Annotated in this window: 11 protein-coding genes; 8 read left to right on the top strand and 3 right to left on the bottom strand. The window is 71.6% G+C overall.

The window, feature by feature from the left end:
* The first annotated feature begins 143 nt into the window (after nucleotides 1–143).
* Nucleotides 144–3374 carry an ATP-dependent helicase gene (locus tag ACTOQ1_RS18065; protein ID WP_440068524.1) on the top strand — a complete coding sequence of 1077 codons (3231 nt, stop codon included), beginning with the start codon at nucleotides 144–146 and terminating at the stop codon, nucleotides 3372–3374.
* Nucleotides 3375–3458: 84 nt separating this feature from the next.
* On the top strand, nucleotides 3459–7232 hold the full coding sequence (locus ACTOQ1_RS18070; RefSeq protein ID WP_440068526.1) for a UvrD-helicase domain-containing protein: 3774 nt from the start codon (nucleotides 3459–3461) through the stop codon (nucleotides 7230–7232).
* Between the two features lie 34 nt (nucleotides 7233–7266).
* Here the strand turns inward: ACTOQ1_RS18070 and ACTOQ1_RS18075 are convergent, their stop codons facing one another.
* The gene (locus ACTOQ1_RS18075; protein ID WP_440068528.1) at nucleotides 7267–8280 is read right to left on the bottom strand and encodes a LacI family DNA-binding transcriptional regulator; all 1014 of its coding nucleotides are present in this window, start codon (nucleotides 8278–8280) and stop codon (nucleotides 7267–7269) included.
* Between the two features lie 62 nt (nucleotides 8281–8342).
* Here ACTOQ1_RS18075 and ACTOQ1_RS18080 point away from each other — a divergent pair, with 62 nt between their 5' ends.
* The 4 genes from ACTOQ1_RS18080 to ACTOQ1_RS18095 all read left to right on the top strand — a co-directional run bounded on the left by ACTOQ1_RS18080 (nucleotide 8343) and on the right by ACTOQ1_RS18095 (nucleotide 12696).
* On the top strand, nucleotides 8343–9512 hold the full coding sequence (locus tag ACTOQ1_RS18080; protein WP_440068530.1) for a trans-sulfuration enzyme family protein: 1170 nt from the start codon (nucleotides 8343–8345) through the stop codon (nucleotides 9510–9512).
* 98 nt (nucleotides 9513–9610) lie between these two features.
* Nucleotides 9611–10900: an ABC transporter substrate-binding protein gene (locus ACTOQ1_RS18085; RefSeq protein ID WP_440068532.1), complete on the top strand. Its 1290-nt coding sequence runs from the start codon at nucleotides 9611–9613 to the stop codon at nucleotides 10898–10900.
* Entirely contained in the window at nucleotides 10897–11856 is a 960-nt protein-coding gene (locus tag ACTOQ1_RS18090) for a carbohydrate ABC transporter permease (RefSeq protein WP_440068534.1), read from the top strand. The genes ACTOQ1_RS18085 and ACTOQ1_RS18090 overlap by 4 nt, the downstream gene beginning before the upstream one ends.
* 3 nt (nucleotides 11857–11859) lie before the next feature.
* Nucleotides 11860–12696, top strand: a complete 837-nt coding sequence (locus ACTOQ1_RS18095; RefSeq protein WP_440068535.1) for a carbohydrate ABC transporter permease — start codon at nucleotides 11860–11862, stop codon at nucleotides 12694–12696.
* Between the two features lie 71 nt (nucleotides 12697–12767).
* Here ACTOQ1_RS18095 and ACTOQ1_RS18100 read toward each other — a convergent pair whose 3' ends face one another.
* The gene (locus ACTOQ1_RS18100) at nucleotides 12768–13571 is read right to left on the bottom strand and encodes an SAM-dependent methyltransferase (RefSeq protein WP_440068536.1); all 804 of its coding nucleotides are present in this window, start codon (nucleotides 13569–13571) and stop codon (nucleotides 12768–12770) included.
* 182 nt (nucleotides 13572–13753) lie between these two features.
* Here ACTOQ1_RS18100 and ACTOQ1_RS18105 point away from each other — a divergent pair, with 182 nt between their 5' ends.
* Entirely contained in the window at nucleotides 13754–14200 is a 447-nt protein-coding gene (locus ACTOQ1_RS18105) for a hypothetical protein (protein WP_440068537.1), read from the top strand.
* A gap of 255 nt (nucleotides 14201–14455) precedes the next feature.
* Nucleotides 14456–17698, top strand: a complete 3243-nt coding sequence (locus ACTOQ1_RS18110; protein ID WP_440068539.1) for a penicillin acylase family protein — start codon at nucleotides 14456–14458, stop codon at nucleotides 17696–17698.
* Nucleotides 17699–17741: 43 nt separating this feature from the next.
* On the opposite strand, the gene ACTOQ1_RS18115 is transcribed toward ACTOQ1_RS18110, so the two are convergent.
* On the bottom strand, nucleotides 17742–18281 hold the full coding sequence (locus ACTOQ1_RS18115; protein WP_440068540.1) for an IucA/IucC family C-terminal-domain containing protein: 540 nt from the start codon (nucleotides 18279–18281) through the stop codon (nucleotides 17742–17744).
* Nucleotides 18282–18351: the final 70 nt, after the last annotated feature.

An 18351-nucleotide genomic window follows, 5' to 3' on the forward strand; every position in this document is an offset into this window, starting at 1 on the left:
CGCCGTGTTCGGTGGAGAATCCGCCATGCCGTACCCGCCGACTCGGCACGATCATCGTCCGGGATCTGGTGGAATGGCGAGTTGTGAGTGGTCAGGACTGGCGGCTGATACGTCGTGAGGGCGCGGGGAGGGCTGTTGCCCCTGTGCTCGACGAGCACCAGCGGGCGGTGGTGGCCCATGAGAGCGGCCCGCTCCTCGTGCTCGCGGGGCCCGGCACCGGCAAGACCACCACGATCGTCGAGACCGTCGTCGACAGGATCGAGCGCCGGGGCGTCGACCCCGAGCGGGTGCTCGTCCTCACCTTCAGCCGCAAGGCCGCCGAGGAGCTGCGCGAGCGCATCACCGCCCGGATGCGCCGCACCACCCGCACCCCCCTCGCCCTCACCTTCCACAGCTACGCCTACGCGCTGCTGCGCCGCGAGGCCGTGCTCGCCGGAGGGCTGCCGCCGCGGCTGCTGACCGGTCCCGAGCAGCTCCTGGAGATCCGCCGCCTGCTCCACGGCGAGCTGGAGGACGGTGCCACGCACTGGCCCGACGACATGCACGAGGCGCTCAAGACGCGCGGCTTCGCCTCCGAGCTTCGCGACTTCCTGGCCCGCGCCGCCGAGCGCGGCCTCGACGGGCCCGAGCTGAGAGAGCTGGGCCGCCGCCACGGCCGCGCCGACTGGGTGGCGGCCGGAGGGTTCGCCGACCGCTACCAGGCCAGGTTCGACCTCGACCTCGAACCGGTCCTCGACTACGCGGAGCTGATCCGCGCGGCGGGGGCCCTGCTCTCCGACCCCGAGGTGCGGACCCGCGAGCGGTCGGCGTACGACGCCGTCTTCGTCGACGAGTACCAGGACACCGACCCCGCGCAGGAGTTCCTGCTCCAGCAGCTGGCCGGGGAGGGCCGCGACCTGATCGCGGTCGGCGACCCCGACCAGTCGATCTACGGTTTCCGCGGCGCCGACGTCCGCGGGATCATGAACTTCCCCGACCGCTTCCGCGCCGCCGACGGCGCGAAGGCCCCCGTCGTCGCGCTGCGCGTCTGCCGCCGCAGCGGCCGGGACCTGCTGCGGGCCACCCGCCGCGTCACCGCCCGCCTGCCCGCCACCCCCGGCGGCGCCGCCCACCGCGACCTGCGCGCCCTGCCGGACGCCGAGCCCGGCGACGTACGGGTGCTGGTGGCCGACGGCGCCACCCAGGAGGCGGCGATCGTGGCCGACACGCTCCGCAGGGCGCACCTGCTGGACGGCGTCCCCTGGTCGCGGATGGCCGTGCTGGTGCGGTCGGCGACGCGCCAGGTGCCGCTGCTGCGCCGCGCCCTGGTCACCGCCGGGGTGCCGGTCGTGGTCGGCGGCGGCGAGGTGCCGCTGTTCCAGGAGCCGGGCGTGCGGCCGCTGATCAGGCTCATCCAGGTGGCGCTGCACCCGGAGACCCTCGACGAGGGGGTCGCGGAGGAGCTGCTGACCGGGGCGCTCGGCGGCACCGACATGATCGGGGTGCGCCGGCTGCGCCGCGCCCTGCGGATCGCCGAGCACGAGGCGCTGGCCAATCCCGGTGAGCACGAGGTGCCGGACGGTCCCGGCGAGCACGACGTGGACCACGTGGACGACGCTGACGACGCTGACGACGTGGACGAGATGGTGGGACGCGTCGCCGAGCGCGAGACCCCCGGCCCGCGTTCCTCGGGCGAGCTGATGGTCGCGGCGCTGAAGGACGCGCGGGAGCTGGTGAGGGTGGAGCCGCACGTGGCGCTGCCCGCCGAACGGCTCGCCGGTCTCATCTCCGCCGCCACCGAGGCCGTACGGCAGGGCGGCACCGCCGAGGACGTGCTGTGGGCCGTCTGGCAGGCCACCGGCCTGGCCAGGAGGTGGACCGACATCAGCCTCAGGGGCGGCGTCAGGGGCACCATGGCCGACCGTGACCTCGACGCCGTCGTGGCGCTGTTCGATCACACGGCCAGGTTCGTCGACCGGCTCCCGCACGCCGGGGTGGACGTGTTCGTCGAGGACCTGGTCGCCCAGGAGATCCCCGGCGACTCCCTCGCCGACCGGGCCCCCGACGGGGACACGGTCCGCATCCTCACCGCGCACCGCTCCAAGGGCCTGGAGTGGGACGTGGTGATCGTCGCGGGGGTCCAGGAGGGCGCCTGGCCGGACCTGCGGCTGCGCGGGTCCATCCTGAGCACCGACGACATGGTCGCCAGGGCCGAGGGCTCCGAGCACGAGAACCCGGCGGCCGTCTCCGCCGCCCTCGCCTCGCAGCTGCTGGCCGAGGAGCGCCGCCTGTTCTACGTGGCCGCCACCAGGGCCAGGAAGAGACTCATCGTCACCGCCGTGGGCGGCGACGACACCGAGGAGCGGCCCTCCCGCTTCCTCACGGAGCTGGTCCCCGGCTCGGCCGAGGACGCCGCGGGCGTCGACGAGCGGTCCCGCTGGCTCAGCATGTCCGCGCTCGTCGCCGACCTGCGCTCGGCGGTCGCCGACTCCACCAGGCCGGAGCCGCTGCGCAGGTCCGCGGCCGAACACCTGGCCAGGCTCGCGGCCTCCGGGGTGCCCGGCGCCCACCCCAACGAGTGGTACGCCCTCACCCCCATCTCCGACGACCGCCCGCTCAGCTGGCCCGATGACATCGTGCGCGTCTCGCCATCGGCGGTGGAGAGTTTCAGCAAGTGCGGCCTGCGCTGGCTGCTGGAGACCTCCGTGGGCGCGGGCGGCACCGACGTGGCCCGCGGCCTGGGCACGGTGGTGCACGCGCTCGCCGTCCTCGCCGCGACGGGCATGCCCACCGAGGAGACCCTCGGGAAGCGCCTGGACGACGTCTGGCACGAGCTCGACTTCGGCGGCGTCTGGTACAACCGCAAGCAGCGCAGGGTCGCCGAGGAGATGATCTCCAAGTTCGTCCGCTGGCACGAGGAGAATCCCCGGGAGCTGGTCGGCCTGGAGGAGGCGTTCACGGCCATGGTCTCCGAGGGCGTGCAGATCAAGGGCCGGGTCGACCGGGTCGAGCGCGACGGCGAGGGCCGGGCCGTGATCATCGACATCAAGACCGGAAAGAACGGCCCCAAGGACGCCGATCTCGAACGCCACCCCCAGCTCGGCGTCTACCAGCTCGCCGCGCTGCTGGGCGCCTTCCAGCGGCACGGCATGACCGAGCCCGGCGGCGCGGCCCTGGTCCAGGTGGGCGACGCGGCGGGCAAGAAGGCCGCCAAGGAGCAGATCCAGCCTCCCCTGGCGGACGACCCCGACCCCGGCTGGGCCCGCGACATGGTCGACACCGTCGCCGTCGGCATGTCGGGGCCGTTCTTCCAGGCCAAGGTGAACGACGGCTGCCGCACCTGCGCCGTGCGGTCGAGCTGCCCGGTCAGCAAGAACGGAGATCAGGTGTGCTGAGCCGCACGACCCCGGGGGACGCCCCGTGCTGAACCGCGTCACGCGTGCGGGGAGCCCGTGCGCGGCCCGGCACGGGGGCGCCACGTGCTGAGCCCGGTCCAGCTGGCCGCCAAGCTGGGCATCCTGCCGCCGACCCCCGAACAGGCCGCCGTGATCGAGGCCGGTCTCGAACCGATGGTGGTGATGGCCGGAGCCGGGTCGGGCAAGAGCGAGACCATGGCCGGGCGCGTCGTCTGGCTGGTCGCCAACGGCCTGGTCCGCCCCGAGCAGGTGCTCGGCCTGACGTTCACCAGGAAGGCCGCCGGAGAGCTGGCCGCGCGCGTGCGCGAGCGGCTCAACGGCCTGGTCGAGACCAAGCAGGTGCCCGCCGACCTGATGGAGGGCGAGCCGACCATCTCGACCTACCACGCCTACGCGGCCCGCCTGGTCACCGACCACGCCCTGCGCGAGGCGCTGGAGCCGACCATGCGCCTGGTGTCCCCTGCCGTCTCCTGGCAGCTCGCCGGTCGGGTGGTCAGCGCGTACGACGGGCCGATGGAGCAGGTCGAGTGGAGCCCGGCGACCGTCACCCGGGCGGTGCTCGAGCTGGCCGGGGAGCTGGCCGAGCACCTGCGCACCCCGCAGGACGTGCGCGACGTCGGCGCCTGGCTCGCCGGCCGGTACGCCGCGCTGCCCGGCACGCCGGTCAAGGACCAGCGCAGGCCGCTGGCCGTCCAGCGGGTCAGGGAGCAGCTGCTGCCGCTGGTCGAGGCGTACGACCGGCTCAAGCGGAGCAGGGAGGTCGTCGACCACGGCGACCAGATGGCGCTGGCGGCCAGGATCGCCGCCAAGCACGCCGACGTCGGCGAGATCGAGCGCGGGCGGTTCGCCGTGGTCCTCCTGGACGAGTACCAGGACACCAGCCACGCCCAGCTCGTCCTGCTGCGCGCCCTGTTCGGCGGAGGCCACCCGGTGACGGCCGTGGGCGACCCCTGCCAGTCCATCTACGGCTGGCGCGGCGCCTCCGCGGGCAACCTGACCCGCTTCCCCCGCGACTTCAGGACCGCCTCCGGAGAGCTCGCCCCGATCAACCGCCTGTCGGTCAGCTTCCGCAACGGCGACGCCGTGCTGGACGTCGCCGCCCGGCTCCAGCTGCCGCTGCGGATGGAGGCCAGGGAGGTGCCGGTCCTGGTGCCCGGCGGCAACCGGGTCGATCGCGGCCGGGTGGTGTGCGCCTTCCACGAGACCGCCGACGACGAGGCGGAGTGGATCGCCTCGGGGATCGCCAGGGTGCTGGGCGCGGAGAGCGCGCCCGACGGCATGCCCTGGGGCGAGGGCGAGCGCAAGAGGGCCAAGCAGAGCGCCTGGGGCGGCCCGCAGTGTCTCCAGCCGCACGACGTGGCGATCCTGGCGCGCAAGCGCTCGCAGTTCCCCGCGCTGCGCAGGGCGTTGGAGGCGCGCGGCATCCCGGTCGAGATCGTCGGTCTGGGCGGCCTGCTCACCGTGCCCGAGGTGGCCGACATCGTCTCCACCCTGCGGGTGATCTACGACCCGAGCGCCGGGGACGCCCTGGTGCGGCTGCTGTCCGGTCCGCGCTGGCGGATCGGCCCCGCCGACCTCAAGGAGCTGGGCGAGCGGGCCCGCGAGCTGAACCGGGAGACCCGCGAGGGCTCCTCGCCGGTGGCCGACCCGCTGGACCAGGTCGTGGCGGACATGGCCGAGGAGCGCGGCAGCCTGGTCGACGCCCTCGACGAGCTGCCCGACCGTCCCGCGTGGCAGGACCTGTTCTCCCCCCTGGCCGCGGTGCGGCTGGTGGCGATGGCCCAGGAGCTGCGCGTGCTGCGCGCCCACACCGGCCAGCCGCTGCCCGACCTGATCCTGGAGATCGAGCGCACGCTCGGCCTGGACATCGAGGTGGCGGCCAGGGGAACCGCCGTCGGCCCGTTCGCCGCCCGCGCCGACCTCGACGCCTTCCTGGACGCCGCGGCCCGGTTCGCCGGCGACTCCGAGGACCCGACGCTGGGCGCGTTCCTGGCGTTCCTGAAGGCGGCCGACGAGGAGGAGAACGGGCTGGACGCCGGGCGGGTGGGCGAGAGCAACAGCGTGAAGCTGATGACCGTGCACGCCTCCAAGGGCCTGGAGTGGCCGGTCGTCGTGGTGCCCGGCCTGTCCCAGGCGCTGTCCAAGGCCGGGACGCTCACCGTCGGCACCATGTTCCCCGCCCGCCCCACGACCAGCCCGAAGTGGACGGAGAACCCCCGCAAGCTGCCCTACCCGCTGCGCGGCGACGCCTCGGACCTGCCGGAGCTGGCCGGGCTCGCCAAGGAGGAGCTGGCCGACTTCGACGAGCGCTGCCGCGACCGCGACCTGCTGGAGGAGCGCCGCCTGGCGTACGTCGCCGTCACCCGCGCCCACTACCTCCTGATCGCCTCCGGCTACCGCTGGGGCACCGCGGCCAAGCCGCTGGAGCCGTCCGACTTCCTGGTGGAGATCCGCGAGACCTGCGGCCGGGTGGCCTTCTGGGCTCCCGAGGCGGAGGAGGGGGCTACCAACCCGCTCCTCGCCGAGCCCGCCGAGTCCGTATGGCCGATCGCCCCGGAGGACGTCCGCTACGCGGCGGTCCTCGACGGCGCCACCATGGTCGAGGCGGCCCTCGCCGCTCTGGCGGGGGGCGCGGCCTCCGGGGGCGGGGCCGGTTCCGCGTCCGCGTACGAGGATGTCCCCTTCCCGGAGTCCCCGGAGGCTTTCCCGGGGGAGGCGGACGTGCCGTTCCCTGACGACGAGAGCGTGCCTTTTCCCGGCGACCCTTGGGACGAGTCCTTCCCGGCGGATCCGGAGGACGAGGACGTGCCGTTCCCCGCCGATCCGCAGGACACGGGCGCTTCTCCCGGAGCGTCCGGAGCCGTGTCCCCCGCCCGGCGGAGCGAACCGGCCGGGGCCGGGACGGTGTCCGGGACGCTGCCCGAGGCCGGGTCCGGATCGGAAACCTGGTTCGCGCCGGTATCCGGGGGATCCGGGGCGGGATCGGTGTCCGAGGGCGGGGCCGAGCCGGTGGCGGTGACCGCGGAACCCGAATCCGGAACCGAGGCCGAGGCCGAGTCCGAGCCCTGGGCCGGGTTCGAGGCCGAGGCCGGGGAGCCGCCCGAGCGGCGGCCGGTGCCGACGGCCGACCTGCGGGGGTGGGACAGGGAGCGCGCGAAGGCGTGGGAGCGCGATATCGAGCTCCTGCTCAGGGAGCGGGAGCTGAACCGGCGGCGCGGTGGCGGCCGGGTGGAGCTGCCCACCCACCTGACCGTGTCCTCCCTCGTCACCCTGGCCTCCGACGCCAAGGCGCTGGCCCGGCAGATCCGCCGCCCGGTGCCCAAGAAGCCCGCCCCGCTGGCGCGCCGGGGCACCTCCTTCCACCGCTGGCTGGAGGGGCGCTGGGGCCAGCAGCGGCTGATGGACGAGTTCGAGCTGCCCGGCGCGTCCGACGACTTCGAGGAGACCGACGCCCACCTGGACGAGCTGCGCGCCCGCTTCGAGGAGAGCGAGTGGGCGGGCAGGGAACCGTTCGACGTCGAGGTCCCCTTCGAGACCATGATCGCCGACCGGGTGGTCCGCGGCCGGATGGACGCGGTCTTCCAGATCTCCGACGACCGCTACGAGGTCGTCGACTGGAAGACCGGCCGTCGCCCGAAGGGGAAGAAGGCCGAGGCCGCCGCCTCCGTCCAGCTCGCCGCCTACCGGCTGGCCTGGTCCCACCTGGCCGCCGTCCCCCTGGACCGGGTGAGCGCGGCCTTCCACTACGTCCTGCTCAACGAGACGGTCCGCCCTGTCAACCTCCTCGACGAGCGGGGCCTCGTCACCCTCGTCGAGTCGGTGCCGGCCCTCCGCTGATCGTCCCGGCTGATCCGCCGGGCCCGCGCGGGCGTCACCTCGGTGGCAGCTCTCCCGAACCGCGGACGACGAGCTCGACCGGCACGGTCACCTGCTGCCTCGGGCGCGCGGGATCCCGCAGCCGGTCGAGCAGGAGCTCCACCGCCGCGCTGCCGAGGCGGCCGACGTCGTAGCGGACCACGGTGATCCCCGGGTTGAGGACCCCCGCCATCTCGAAGTCGTCGAAGCCGACGAAGGCCGGGCGGGGACCCGGATGGTCGCGCAGGGCCTGTACGAGGCCGAGCGCGGCACGGTTGTTGGTCGCGAAGAACGCGGTCGGCGGGTCGGGCAGCGCGAGCAGCCGCCGCACCTCCTGCTCCACCCGCCAGGGGTCGAACACGCCGGTCACGCACAGCGCCGGGTCCGCGGCGACCCCGGCCGCGCGCAGCGCCGCGCGGTGCCCCTCGGCCCGGGCGTGCACCGAGCTCAACGGGTCGTTGTCCGAGATCAGGGCGATCCGCCGGTGGCCGTACGCGAGCAGGTGCTCGGTGGCGATCCGGCCGCCCGCGCCGGCGTCGAGGAGGACGGTGTCCACCTCCGCCATCCCCTCGGGCACGCGGTCGACGAAGACCGCGGTGAGCCCGCTCGCGACGTACTCCGCCAGCCAGGAGTGGTCACCGGCGGTCGGGACGATGACCATGGCGTCCACGCCCCGCCCGTACATCGTCTCGATGATCATTACCTCGCGGTCGGCCCGCTCCTCGTAGCTGCCGAACACCACCAGGGCCTCGTGCGCCGAGGCGGCCGACTCCACGGCCTTGGCGAGCCGCGAGTAGAACTCGTTGGAGATGTTCTCGATCACCAGGCCCAGGGTGAGGACCGAGCCGCCCCGAGCCAGCCGGCTGGCGGCCTCGTTGCGCCGGAACCCCAGCGTCGTGATCGCGTCCTGGACGCGTCGCACCACGTCCTGCCGTACGTGGGGCTCCTGGTTCACCACCCGGGAGACCGTCTTGAGGCTGACTCCCGCGTGGCGCGCGACGTCGGCCATCGTGGTCCTGCGAGGGCTCATCCCCACCCTTTTCCCGGACTGGTCGAGCTGATCTTCCGGAACATGTTGTACCTTGCGCAGTCATGTACGAACACATCGACGACAACTGGATCTGCAGCCGGTACGGCGAGGACGAGCCCTGGATGCTCGGCGCGGTCAACCCGCCGGTCTTCGAGAGCTCCCTGTTCACCTTTCCCACGGCGGGGGCGCTGTCGCGGAGCCTCGCGGCCGAGGACGAGAACTACGTCTACTCGCGCGGCACCAATCCCACGGTGGACCTGCTCCAGCGCAAGCTCGCCGCGCTGGAGCGGGCGGAGCGGGCCAAGTGTTTCGGCTCCGGCATGGGCGCCATCGCCGCGACGATCTCCTCGCTGGTCTCCGCGGGCGACCACGTGATCGTGCTCGGGGCGGTCTACGGTCCGACCACCCAGTTCCTCCGCTACCTGGAGAAGTTCGGGGTGTCGCATACGACGGTGCACACCGATAATCCTGCCGCTCTTGATAGCGCTGTCAAGCCGAAAAGCAGGATGCTCTACCTGGAGTCACCCTCGTACATGCGCTACGGGGTCATCGACATCCGCGCCTTCGCCGAGTGGGCGCGCGGCCGCGGCCTGACCACCGTGATGGACAACACCTGGGCGACGCCGATCTTCCAAAAGCCCCTCACGATGGGGGTCGACCTGGTCGTGCACTCGCTGTCCAAGTACATCGGCGGCCACAGCGACCTCGTCGGCGGCGTCGTGGCGGGTCCCGCGCGCCTGGTCAGGCCGCTGGCGCTGACCGAGTACCAGCTGTACGGCGCCGCGCTGTCGGCCCACGAGGCGAGCAAGGCGATCAAGGGGCTGCGGACCCTGCCGATCCGCATGGCGGCACACCAGGAACGCGGGCTGCGGGTGGCGGAGTTCCTGGTCAAGCACCCCGCGGTCCGGGCGGTCAACCACCCGGGTCTGCCGGGCCATCCGGGGCACGAGCTCGCGAGCACCCAGATGACGGGCTTCTCCAGCGTCTTCAGCGTCGAGCTGGACACCGAGGACGTCGCCGAGGTCGGCCGGTTCGTGGACGCGCTGCGCCACTTCCGCATCGGGGTGTCGTGGGGCGGCTACGAGAGCCTGGTCAACGCGCCGGCGCTCACCACGCTGGACTCCGTGCGCGCGACCATGGAGATCCCGGTGGGTCTGGTCCGTCTCTCGGTGGGGCTGGAGGACCCCGCCACGCTGATCGCCGATCTCGCGAACGCCCTGGAGAAGTCTTGACGGACCACTGAGGGCTCCGTAGCATCCCCGTCATCCAGAGTTGTGACAGCGCTGTCAAAGGCACTGCCCTCCGTTGAGCCAACCCCGTTGGGGAGACCATGAGAACACCCCCCAGGTTCGCCGCCCTGATGGTCGGCGTGCTGACCATGACACTGGCCGCCTGCGGCGCCGACGACGCCGCGGGCACGGTCAGGCTGCGCATGATCGAGAGCCTGACCAGCCCGGACCGCACCAAGCTCCTCAGGAGCCTGATCACCGACTTCGAGCGGCAGAACCCGGGGGTCAAGGTCGAGCTGATCTCGCCGCCCCTGGAGAGCGCCGACCAGAAGATCACCCAGGTGCTGCAGACCAAGAAGGGCGTGGACGTCCTGGAGGTCCGCGACCACACCGCCAAGTCGTTCTCCAACAACGGCTGGCTCGCCGAGCTCCCGACGCAGGGCTGGCCCGGCTGGGGCGAGCTGACCGAGCTCGCCCAGAAGAAGGCCGTCGAGGTGGGCGGCAAGCCGTACCTCATCCCCTACGGCTTCTACGAGAAGGTGCTCTTCTACCGCTCGGACTGGCTGCGCGAGGCCGGCGTCGCACAGCCGCCCGCCACCTGGCAGGAGGTGCACGACACCGCCAAGCGGCTCACCGACAAGGGCAAGCGCCGCTACGGATACTCCTTCCGCGGCGGCAAGGGCGGCTTCGACTACGCCGTCCTGATCGTCAGCGCCTTCAACGGCGACAAGGTGGACCCGGAGAAGTCGTTCTTCCTCAAGGACGGCAAGACGATCTGGTCCACGCCGGAGGCCGCGCAGGCCATGGACCTGTTCGTCCGGCTGTTCAAGGAGGCGTCCCCCGCCGACTCGGTCTCGTGGAGCTTCCCGGAGATGGTGCAGGGCTTCACCTCCAACGTCACCGGCATGCTCATCCAGGACCCCGAAGTGATCAAGACGATCCAGGAGAGCGGCGTGCCCAAGGACGGATGGAGCGCCGCGCCGATCCCGAAGGGCCCTGGCGGGTACGCGCTGCAGCCCGTCGGGTACGCCGGCTGGGGCGTGACGTCCTTCAGCACGTACAGGAACGAGGCGACCAAGCTCGTCCAGTTCCTCAGCGAGAGCGCGCAGAGCATCAAGTTCGCCAAGGGCAACTCGCTCATCCCGATCGCCAAGGCCGCCGAGCAGGACCCCGAGTTCTCCCAGGGAGCCTGGAAGGCGTACCTGGACGCCCAGCAGGACGACAAGCAGGTGATCACGATCCGGCCGGTCGACTACCCGGGCTGGAGCGAGTGGCAGCAGGCCGCCGACAAGGACATCCAGTCCCTGCTGACCGGCGGCAAGACGGCCGCGGACGTCCTGGCCGCCTGGGACGCGTTCTGGACGGACCAGGCGACGAAGAAGACCTCGTGACGGTGGTCGGGAAGGCGGGGTCGCGCGGGCGGGTCACCGGCGGCACCGGCGGCACCGGCGGCGCGACCCGGCCCGTCTTCGACGCCAGGCGGGCCCGCTTCATCGCGCTCTGCCTGCTGCCCGGGGTCGTGTTCGTCGCGGTGTTCACGTACTACCCGATGATCCGGGGCGGCGTGCTCGCGTTCCAGCGCTACAACCTGTTCGACCTGACCTCCACGCCGTTCGTCGGGCTGGAGAACTTCCGCGCCGTCCTCGGCGACGACCAGTTCTGGACCGCGCTGGCCAACACCGGCATCTGGGTGGCCGTGTCCGTGGTGTTCCAGCTCGTGCTCGGCTTCGGCCTCGCCCTGCTGCTGCGCAGGCACTTCCGGGGTCGCGGGCTCTACCAGGCGTGGGTCTTCTTCCCCTGGGCCATGTCGGGCTTCCTCATCGGCCTGCTGTGGCGCTGGATGTTCAACGGCGAGTTCGGCGTCGTCAACGACCTGCTGATCAAAACCGGCCTGGCCGACGAGCCGATCCCCTTCCTCTCCTCGCCCGGCTGGGCGATGGCCTCGATCATCATCGCCAACGTCTGGTACGGCGTGACGTTCTTCGCCATCATGATCATCGCGGCGCTCCAGTCGGTGCCCCGCGAGCTGTACGAGGCGGCGGACGTCGACGGCGCCTCCCGCTTCCGGCAGTTCCGCCATGTGACGCTGCCGGCGATCCGGACCACGCTGGTGCTCATCGTCCTGCTGCGGGTCATCTGGATCCTCAACTTCCCCGACCTCATCTACTCGATGACCGGCGGCGGTCCCGCGGGAAGCACGCACATCGCCACGACCTACCTCATCGAGCAGGTGCAGAACGGCGACTACGGCAAGGCCGGCGCGGTGGGGATCTTCGTCCTCGGGCTCCTGCTCTCGTTCAGCATCTTCTACCTCAACGCCACCCGGTTCGAGAAGGCGAGGGACTGACCCGTGAACCGCCCGGCCCCGCCGGCCGCCCGGATCGCGAAGGCCGTGGTCCTCGGCGTCTGGCTGCTGATCACCGTCTTCCCGCTCTACTGGATCCTGATCACCTCGCTGAAGCCCACCTCGGAGATCTTCGCGGTGCCGCTGCGCTATCTCCCCGGCAGCGCCACGCTGGACCACTACCGCGAGCTCTTCTCCTTCGCCTCGTTCGGGACGTATCTCGGCAACAGCCTGATCGTCTCGCTGGTCTCGGCCGCGGTGGTCACCGCGACCGGGGTGCTGGGCGGCTACGTGCTGGCGCGCTTCCACTTCCCGGGGCGCGGGGCGCTCATGCTCGCCTACCTGGTCACCCAGATGATCCCGCTGTTCATCGCGCTGGGCCCGCTGTACCTGATGATGTCCGGGTTCGACCTGCTCAACCGGCTGAGCGGGCTGATGCTCGTCTACGTCGCGATGCTCGTCCCGTTCTCGACGATCATCATGCGCGGCTTCTACGAACGGGTCCCCGCCGCGCTGGAGGAGGCGGCCATGGTCGACGGCTGCTCACGGCTGGCGGCGATGGTGCGCGTGGTGGTGCCCGTCATGCTGCCCGGGATCGCCGCCACCTTCATCTTCGGCTTCGTGCAGTGCTGGAACGAGCTCTTCCTGGCGATCGCCTTCATCGACAGCGAGGAGACCAAGACCATCCCGGTCGCGATGAACTCGTTCATCACGCAGTACGACATCGACTGGGGCCCGATGGCGGCCGCGACGGTGGTCTCGGTCATCCCGACGCTCGTGCTGTTCTCCTTCGCGCGCCGCTACATCGTGGAGGGGCTCACCTCGGGCGCGGTCAAGGGCTGACACCACCGCGCCCACACGGCCCCGTTCGCCCTCCCGGCACGTCACGCGCGCCGGGCGGGCGGGCGTGAGCATCAGAGCTTGCGGCCCACTCCGACGTAGCCGATCGAGGTGTTCCGCTCCCCGATCAGGGGCGGATCGACGGGGCGCCAGTCCTGGGGGAACGCCAGGCCGGGTTCGGCCAGCTCGTAGCCGTCGAAGAAGCGGGCGATCTCCTCGCGCGTGCGCAGGTTCAGCGCCTCGGTGGCCCGCTTGTAGACCTCCAGCGCCTCCGGCGTGCTGTCGGCGCTGGGGTCGATCGCGTGGCTGAGAACGAGGTAGCTGCCCGGCGCGCTCGCCTCGCGCAGCCGCTCGACGATCTGGTAGGCGCCCGCGCCGTCGGGGTTCTCTTCCGGGACGAAGTGCAGGATGGCGAGCAGCAGGAACGCCACGGGCCGGTCGAAGTCGACGTGCTCGCGCAGCTCGGCCAGCAACGTCTCCGGGGCACGCACGTCGGCCTGCACGACGGTGACGTTGTCGCCCTTGCCCAGGATCGCCCGGCTGTGCGCGCACACGACGGGGTCGTAGTCCACGTAGACCACGCTGGTGTCGGGCGCGCTCTCGTGCGCGATCTCATGCGTGTTGCCCCGCGTGGGCAGCCCGGAGCCCAGGTCCACGATCTGCCGGACACCCGATTCGACCAGATGGCGTACGGCACGTGCCAGGAACGCCCGGTTCTCCCGCGCGGAGTCGCGGGTGTCGGGGAAGAGCTTCAGAATCTGCTCGGCCGCGGCCCGGTCGGCGGCGAAGTTGTCCTTGCCGTCCAGGTAGTAGTCGTACATCCGGGCGACGTTGGGCACACTCGGGTCAACCCCGGCCGGCGAAGCCTGATCATCCACGGTTTCTCCAGACTCTCCCACATTTGTCTGGGTTTGATCTTAGAGAGTCTTTCGCGTCTTGGTAGCGAGATGGGGCGATCACCGCCTTGACCCCCCGTTACCCGGACAGAGGGGGTCGGGGTGGGTGTAGGTCGCCGAATCGGTCACATATGGCGGTAACCGGCGCTGGACCGAGCGTCTTGATGCTTGCCCTGACGGCCGGCTGCGGAGGCGGCGACGCGGTCACGGCGGGAACGCCCGCCGAGGCGGTGACCCAGCGGATGAAGGGCTCGACCGGTGTGAAGGTCGCCAGGCTCGTCCGCCTGGACTACGGCGAGAAAGTGTTCACCCCTCCGGCGGAGGACGACTTCGTCGTGCCGGTCGACATCGGCGAATGCAGCGAGAGCCGTACCACCGGCGTCCTCGGCGCGACCGCCTCCGACCTGACCGCGACCTACTACCGGACCAACGTCCCCGATGAGCTGAAAAGCGTTGTCCCGACCGACCTGTCCTTCATGACGACCAGGACGATCACGATCGCGGGCTCCGGCACCTACAGACACCGGGCTGACCGGCAGGACGTTCCCGCGGGCAAGTCCTGGCTTCTCGGGGACGGCATGTCCGCAGCGTCGCCGAGATCCGGCCGCTGAGGTGTCGTTCCCGTCGAAGCCGAGGGAGACGGCAGGACGGTGTGGGCCGCGTGAGAGGTCTCCCGCTCCGGGACCGCCGTCGGTTGTGCGGACCTGACCCCGGCCTCCCGGCTCCACGAGAGGGTCGACCGGCTCCTCTGACAACGAGTCACAAGTGGTACGGGCGATTATCACAGCGGCCATTGATTCGGTGTTGGGCGGAACGTATGTTCCTCTCACCATCCGAGTAAGACTCATGTTTAGGGGACCCTCCCAATGCATGCACGTCTCCGGCGGGTGATCACGGCGGCCTCCGGGTTGTCGCTGGTCCTCGCACTGGCATCCCCCGTCGTGCCCGCATCCGCCACCGCGTCCGAAACCGCGTCCGAAACCGCGTCCAGCACCACGGCGGCGGCCGTTCTCCCTCCCGACGACTACTGCCTCGGCGAGTGCTCCGACATCCTGCCCCCGGGGCAGAACGGCAACGCCACCCTGGCCGGGATCCTCGCCCACCAGACTCTGGGCACCAAGCCGAGGCACAGCGACGACCAGCTCGGCAGGTACGCGAACCTCCTGTCCGGCTACACCGGCCTGACCAACGACCAGATCGCCGACTTCTTCAACGACGCCTCGTTCGGCGTCCCCGCGGGACAGGTGGAGAGCACCACGAGCCCGCGATCGGATGTGACGATCGTCCGCGACAGGGCGACCGGTGTCCCGCACATCACCGGGACGACTCGCGAGGGCACGATGTTCGGCGCCGGGTACGCGGGCGCGCAGGACCGCCTGTGGGTGATGGACCTGATGCGGCACGTGGGCCGCGGCGAGCTCACCCCGTTCGCCGGCGGCGCGCCGGGCAACCGGGCGCTGGAGCAGAGCGCGTGGCGCAACTCCCCCTACACCGAGGCGGACCTCCAGGCGCAGATCAACAGGGTCAGGGACTCCGGCCCCCGGGGCGCGCAGCTCTACACCGACGTGCAGAACTACATCGCCGGTGTCAACGCCTACATCGACCGCTGCATGGCGGACCGCAACTGCCCCGGCGAGTACGTCCTGACCGGGCACCTCGACGCGATCACCAACGCGGGCGGCCCGGTGGACTTCACCATGACCGACCTCGTCGCGATCTCCGGCGTGATCGGCGGCCTGTTCGGCGGCGGCGGCGGGGCGGAGATGCAGTCCGCGCTGGTGCGGGTCGCGGCCCGCGCCAAGTACGGCACCGCGGCCGGCGACCAGGTCTGGGCGGCTTTCCGGGCGCAGAACGACCCGGAGACGACGCTCACCCTGCACGACGGCCAGAGCTTCCCGTTCGGCGACGCGCCCGCCGGAGCCACCGGGGTCGTCCTCCCCGACCCGTCGACGGCGCCCGTCGACATCACCGCGAACGAGACCGGCTCCGCCACCTCGGCCGCCACCTCCTCGGCCACGGCCGAGGAGGGCGTGCTCGACGGACTGCTCGTCGACAACTCCAAGCCCGGCATGTCCAACGCCGTGGTGGTGTCGGCGGCCAAGTCGTCGACCGGGAACCCGGTCGCGGTGTTCGGCCCGCAGACGGGCTACTTCGCCCCCCAGCTGCTCATGCTGCAGGAGCTCTCCGGACCCGGCATCCGGGCGCGCGGCGCCGCCTTCGCCGGGCTCAACCTCTACGTGCTGCTCGGCCGGGGCACCGACTACGCCTGGAGCGCGACCTCCAGCGGCCAGGACCTCACCGACACCTACGCCCTCCAGCTCTGCGAGCCCGGCGGCGGCGCGGTCACCACGGCGTCCAACCACTACCTCTACCGGGGCGTCTGCACGGAGATGGAGACGCTGAGGAAGACCAACTCGTGGAAGCCCACCGTGGCCGACTCCACCGCGCGCGGCTCCTACGACCTCGTCATCCAGCGCACGAAGTACGGCCTGGTGAGCTGGCGCGGCACCGTCGGCGGGCAGCCCACCGCCTTCACCACGCTGCGGTCGACGTACCACCACGAGGTCGACTCGGCGATCGGCTTCCAGATGTTCAACGACCCGGCCCAGATGGGCGATCCGGCGGCGTTCACGAACTCGGCCTCCACCATCGGCTTCGCGTTCAACTGGTTCTACGTCAACTCCAGGGACTCGGCGTACTTCATGTCGGGCGACACCCCGGTCAGGTCCGCGGTGTCCGACCCGAACCTGCCGATGACGGCCGACGCGGCCCACGAGTGGGCGGGCTACGACCCGGCCGCCAACACCGCGACCTACACGGCCCCCGCCACCCACCCGCAGGCTGTGAACCAGGACTACTTCGTCAGCTGGAACAACAAGCAGGCCAAGGACTACGGCGCCGCGGACGGCAACTTCAGCTTCGGGCCGGTTCACCGGGCCGACCTGCTGGACGCCCCGATCAAGGCGGCCCTGTCGGGAGGCGGCAAGCTCGACCGGGCGGGCACCACGAAGATCATGGCTGACGCCGCCGTGACCGACCTGCGCGGCAAGAAGGTCCTGCCCGACCTGCTCCGGGTGATCAACAGCGCGGCGGTGACCGACCCGGTCCTCGCCTCGGCGGTCGCCAAGCTGTCGGCCTGGACGTCGGCGGGCTCCCGGAGGCTGGAGACCTCGCCGGGCAGCAAGGCGTACGCCCACGCCGAGGCGATCCGCGCGTTCGACGCGTGGTGGCCCAAGCTCGTCCGCGCGCAGTTCAGGCCCGGGCTGGGCGACGGCCTCTACCAGTCGGTGGTCAACGCCATCCAGATCAACGAGTCACCCTCCGGCCACCAGCAGGGCGACCTGTCCACCCTGCCCACCTCCGCGAACGAGGCCCAGGCGCACAAGGGGTCGGCGTTCCAGTACGGCTGGTGGGGCTACGTGAGCAAGGACGTCAGGAGCGTGCTCGGCGACCCGGTCTCCGGGCCGCTGCCCGCCAGGTACTGCGGGAACGGCACGGTGGCCGGCTGCCGTACCGTGCTGCTGGAGAGCCTGGCGGCGGCGCTCGCCGAGCCCGCGACCACGACCTACCCGGCGGACGACGTGTGCTCGGCGGGCGACCAGTGGTGCTCCGACGCCATCGAGCACTCACCGCTCGGCGGGATCACGCACTCGCTGATCTCCTGGCAGAACCGGCCGACCTACCAGCAGGTCGTGTCGTTCCCCGCCCACCGGGGCGAGGCGATCGCCAACGTGGCGGAGGGCAAGAGCGCCAGGGCGTCGAGCACCCAGCTGTTCTACCCGGCGAGCAGGGCGGTCGACGGCAACCCCACCACCCGCTGGTCGAGCTCCTCCAGTGACAACCAGTATCTCCAGGTCGACCTCGGGGCGGCCACGACCGTCTCCAGGGTCCTGCTGCGCTGGGAGGCGGCCTACGGGGCCGCGTACTCGATCCAGACCTCGGCCGACGGCTCCACCTGGACCACCGTCCACTCCACCACCACCGGAAACGGCGGGGTGGACAACGTGAGGTTCACCCCGACCAGTGCCCGCTACGTCCGCATGCAGGGCGTCACGCGCGGCACGTCGTACGGCTACTCCCTCTACGAGCTGGAGGTCTATCCCCGCTGACACGGAGGGTGGGGAGGGCGGTGACCACCGCTCTCCCCGCCGCTCAGGCCGTGGCCAGCGGGTTGGCGACCGTCACGTACCCCGCGGAGCGGTCCGCCGAGCGCGCCCACCGGACCGACAGGTTGGCCTTGGCCGGCAGCGGTGCCCCCGACAGCAGGTCCGACAGCGGCCGGGGCCATCCGCGCGACGCCGCGTACCCCGCCAGCACCTCCCCGGCCACCGCCCACAGCTCCCGGGTGGACCCTGTCCCCGCGAGGGAGGCGGCGATCTCGACGAGGTGGTTGACCATCAGGCAGTAGACCACCCGGTTCCAGCCGGAGGCCGCGTCGTAGGTGAGCGCCTCGGCGACCCGGCCGGGCAACCCGGACAGGTCGTGCCGCCCGGCGACGAGTTTCGTGCCCTCCAGGTCGCGGAAGACGGCCTCCACGGGCAGCCCCTCCGCGTCCACGCCGATCAGGACGTTCTGCAGGTGGGGTTCCAGCACCACGCCGTGGCCGAGGTAGGCGTCGAGCACCGGCGGCGCCACGCGTTCCACGTACGCCCGCCACCAGCGCACCGGATCGGCCACCGGCCACCCGGCCATGGTCGGCGCACCGCCCGGCGGCCAGCGCCCCGCTCAGCAGCGGGGTCACCCCCGGCCTGCAGACCGACCA

This window comes from Streptosporangium sp. OZ121, assembly GCF_051918885.1.
Taxonomy (GTDB): Bacteria; Actinomycetota; Actinomycetes; order Streptosporangiales; family Streptosporangiaceae; genus Streptosporangium.

Excerpts from the sequence above, each read along its gene's own strand:
- ACTOQ1_RS18075 (WP_440068528.1), bottom strand. The coding sequence starts at position 8,280 with ATGAGCCCTCGCAGGACCACGATGGCCGACGTCGCGCGCCACGCGGGA.
- ACTOQ1_RS18085 (WP_440068532.1), top strand. The coding sequence starts at position 9,611 with ATGAGAACACCCCCCAGGTTCGCCGCCCTGATGGTCGGCGTGCTGACC.
- ACTOQ1_RS18105 (WP_440068537.1), top strand. The coding sequence starts at position 13,754 with ATGCTTGCCCTGACGGCCGGCTGCGGAGGCGGCGACGCGGTCACGGCG.
- ACTOQ1_RS18110 (WP_440068539.1), top strand. The coding sequence starts at position 14,456 with ATGCATGCACGTCTCCGGCGGGTGATCACGGCGGCCTCCGGGTTGTCG.
- ACTOQ1_RS18115 (WP_440068540.1), bottom strand. The coding sequence starts at position 18,281 with ATGGCCGGGTGGCCGGTGGCCGATCCGGTGCGCTGGTGGCGGGCGTAC.
- ACTOQ1_RS18080 (WP_440068530.1), top strand. The coding sequence starts at position 8,343 with ATGTACGAACACATCGACGACAACTGGATCTGCAGCCGGTACGGCGAG.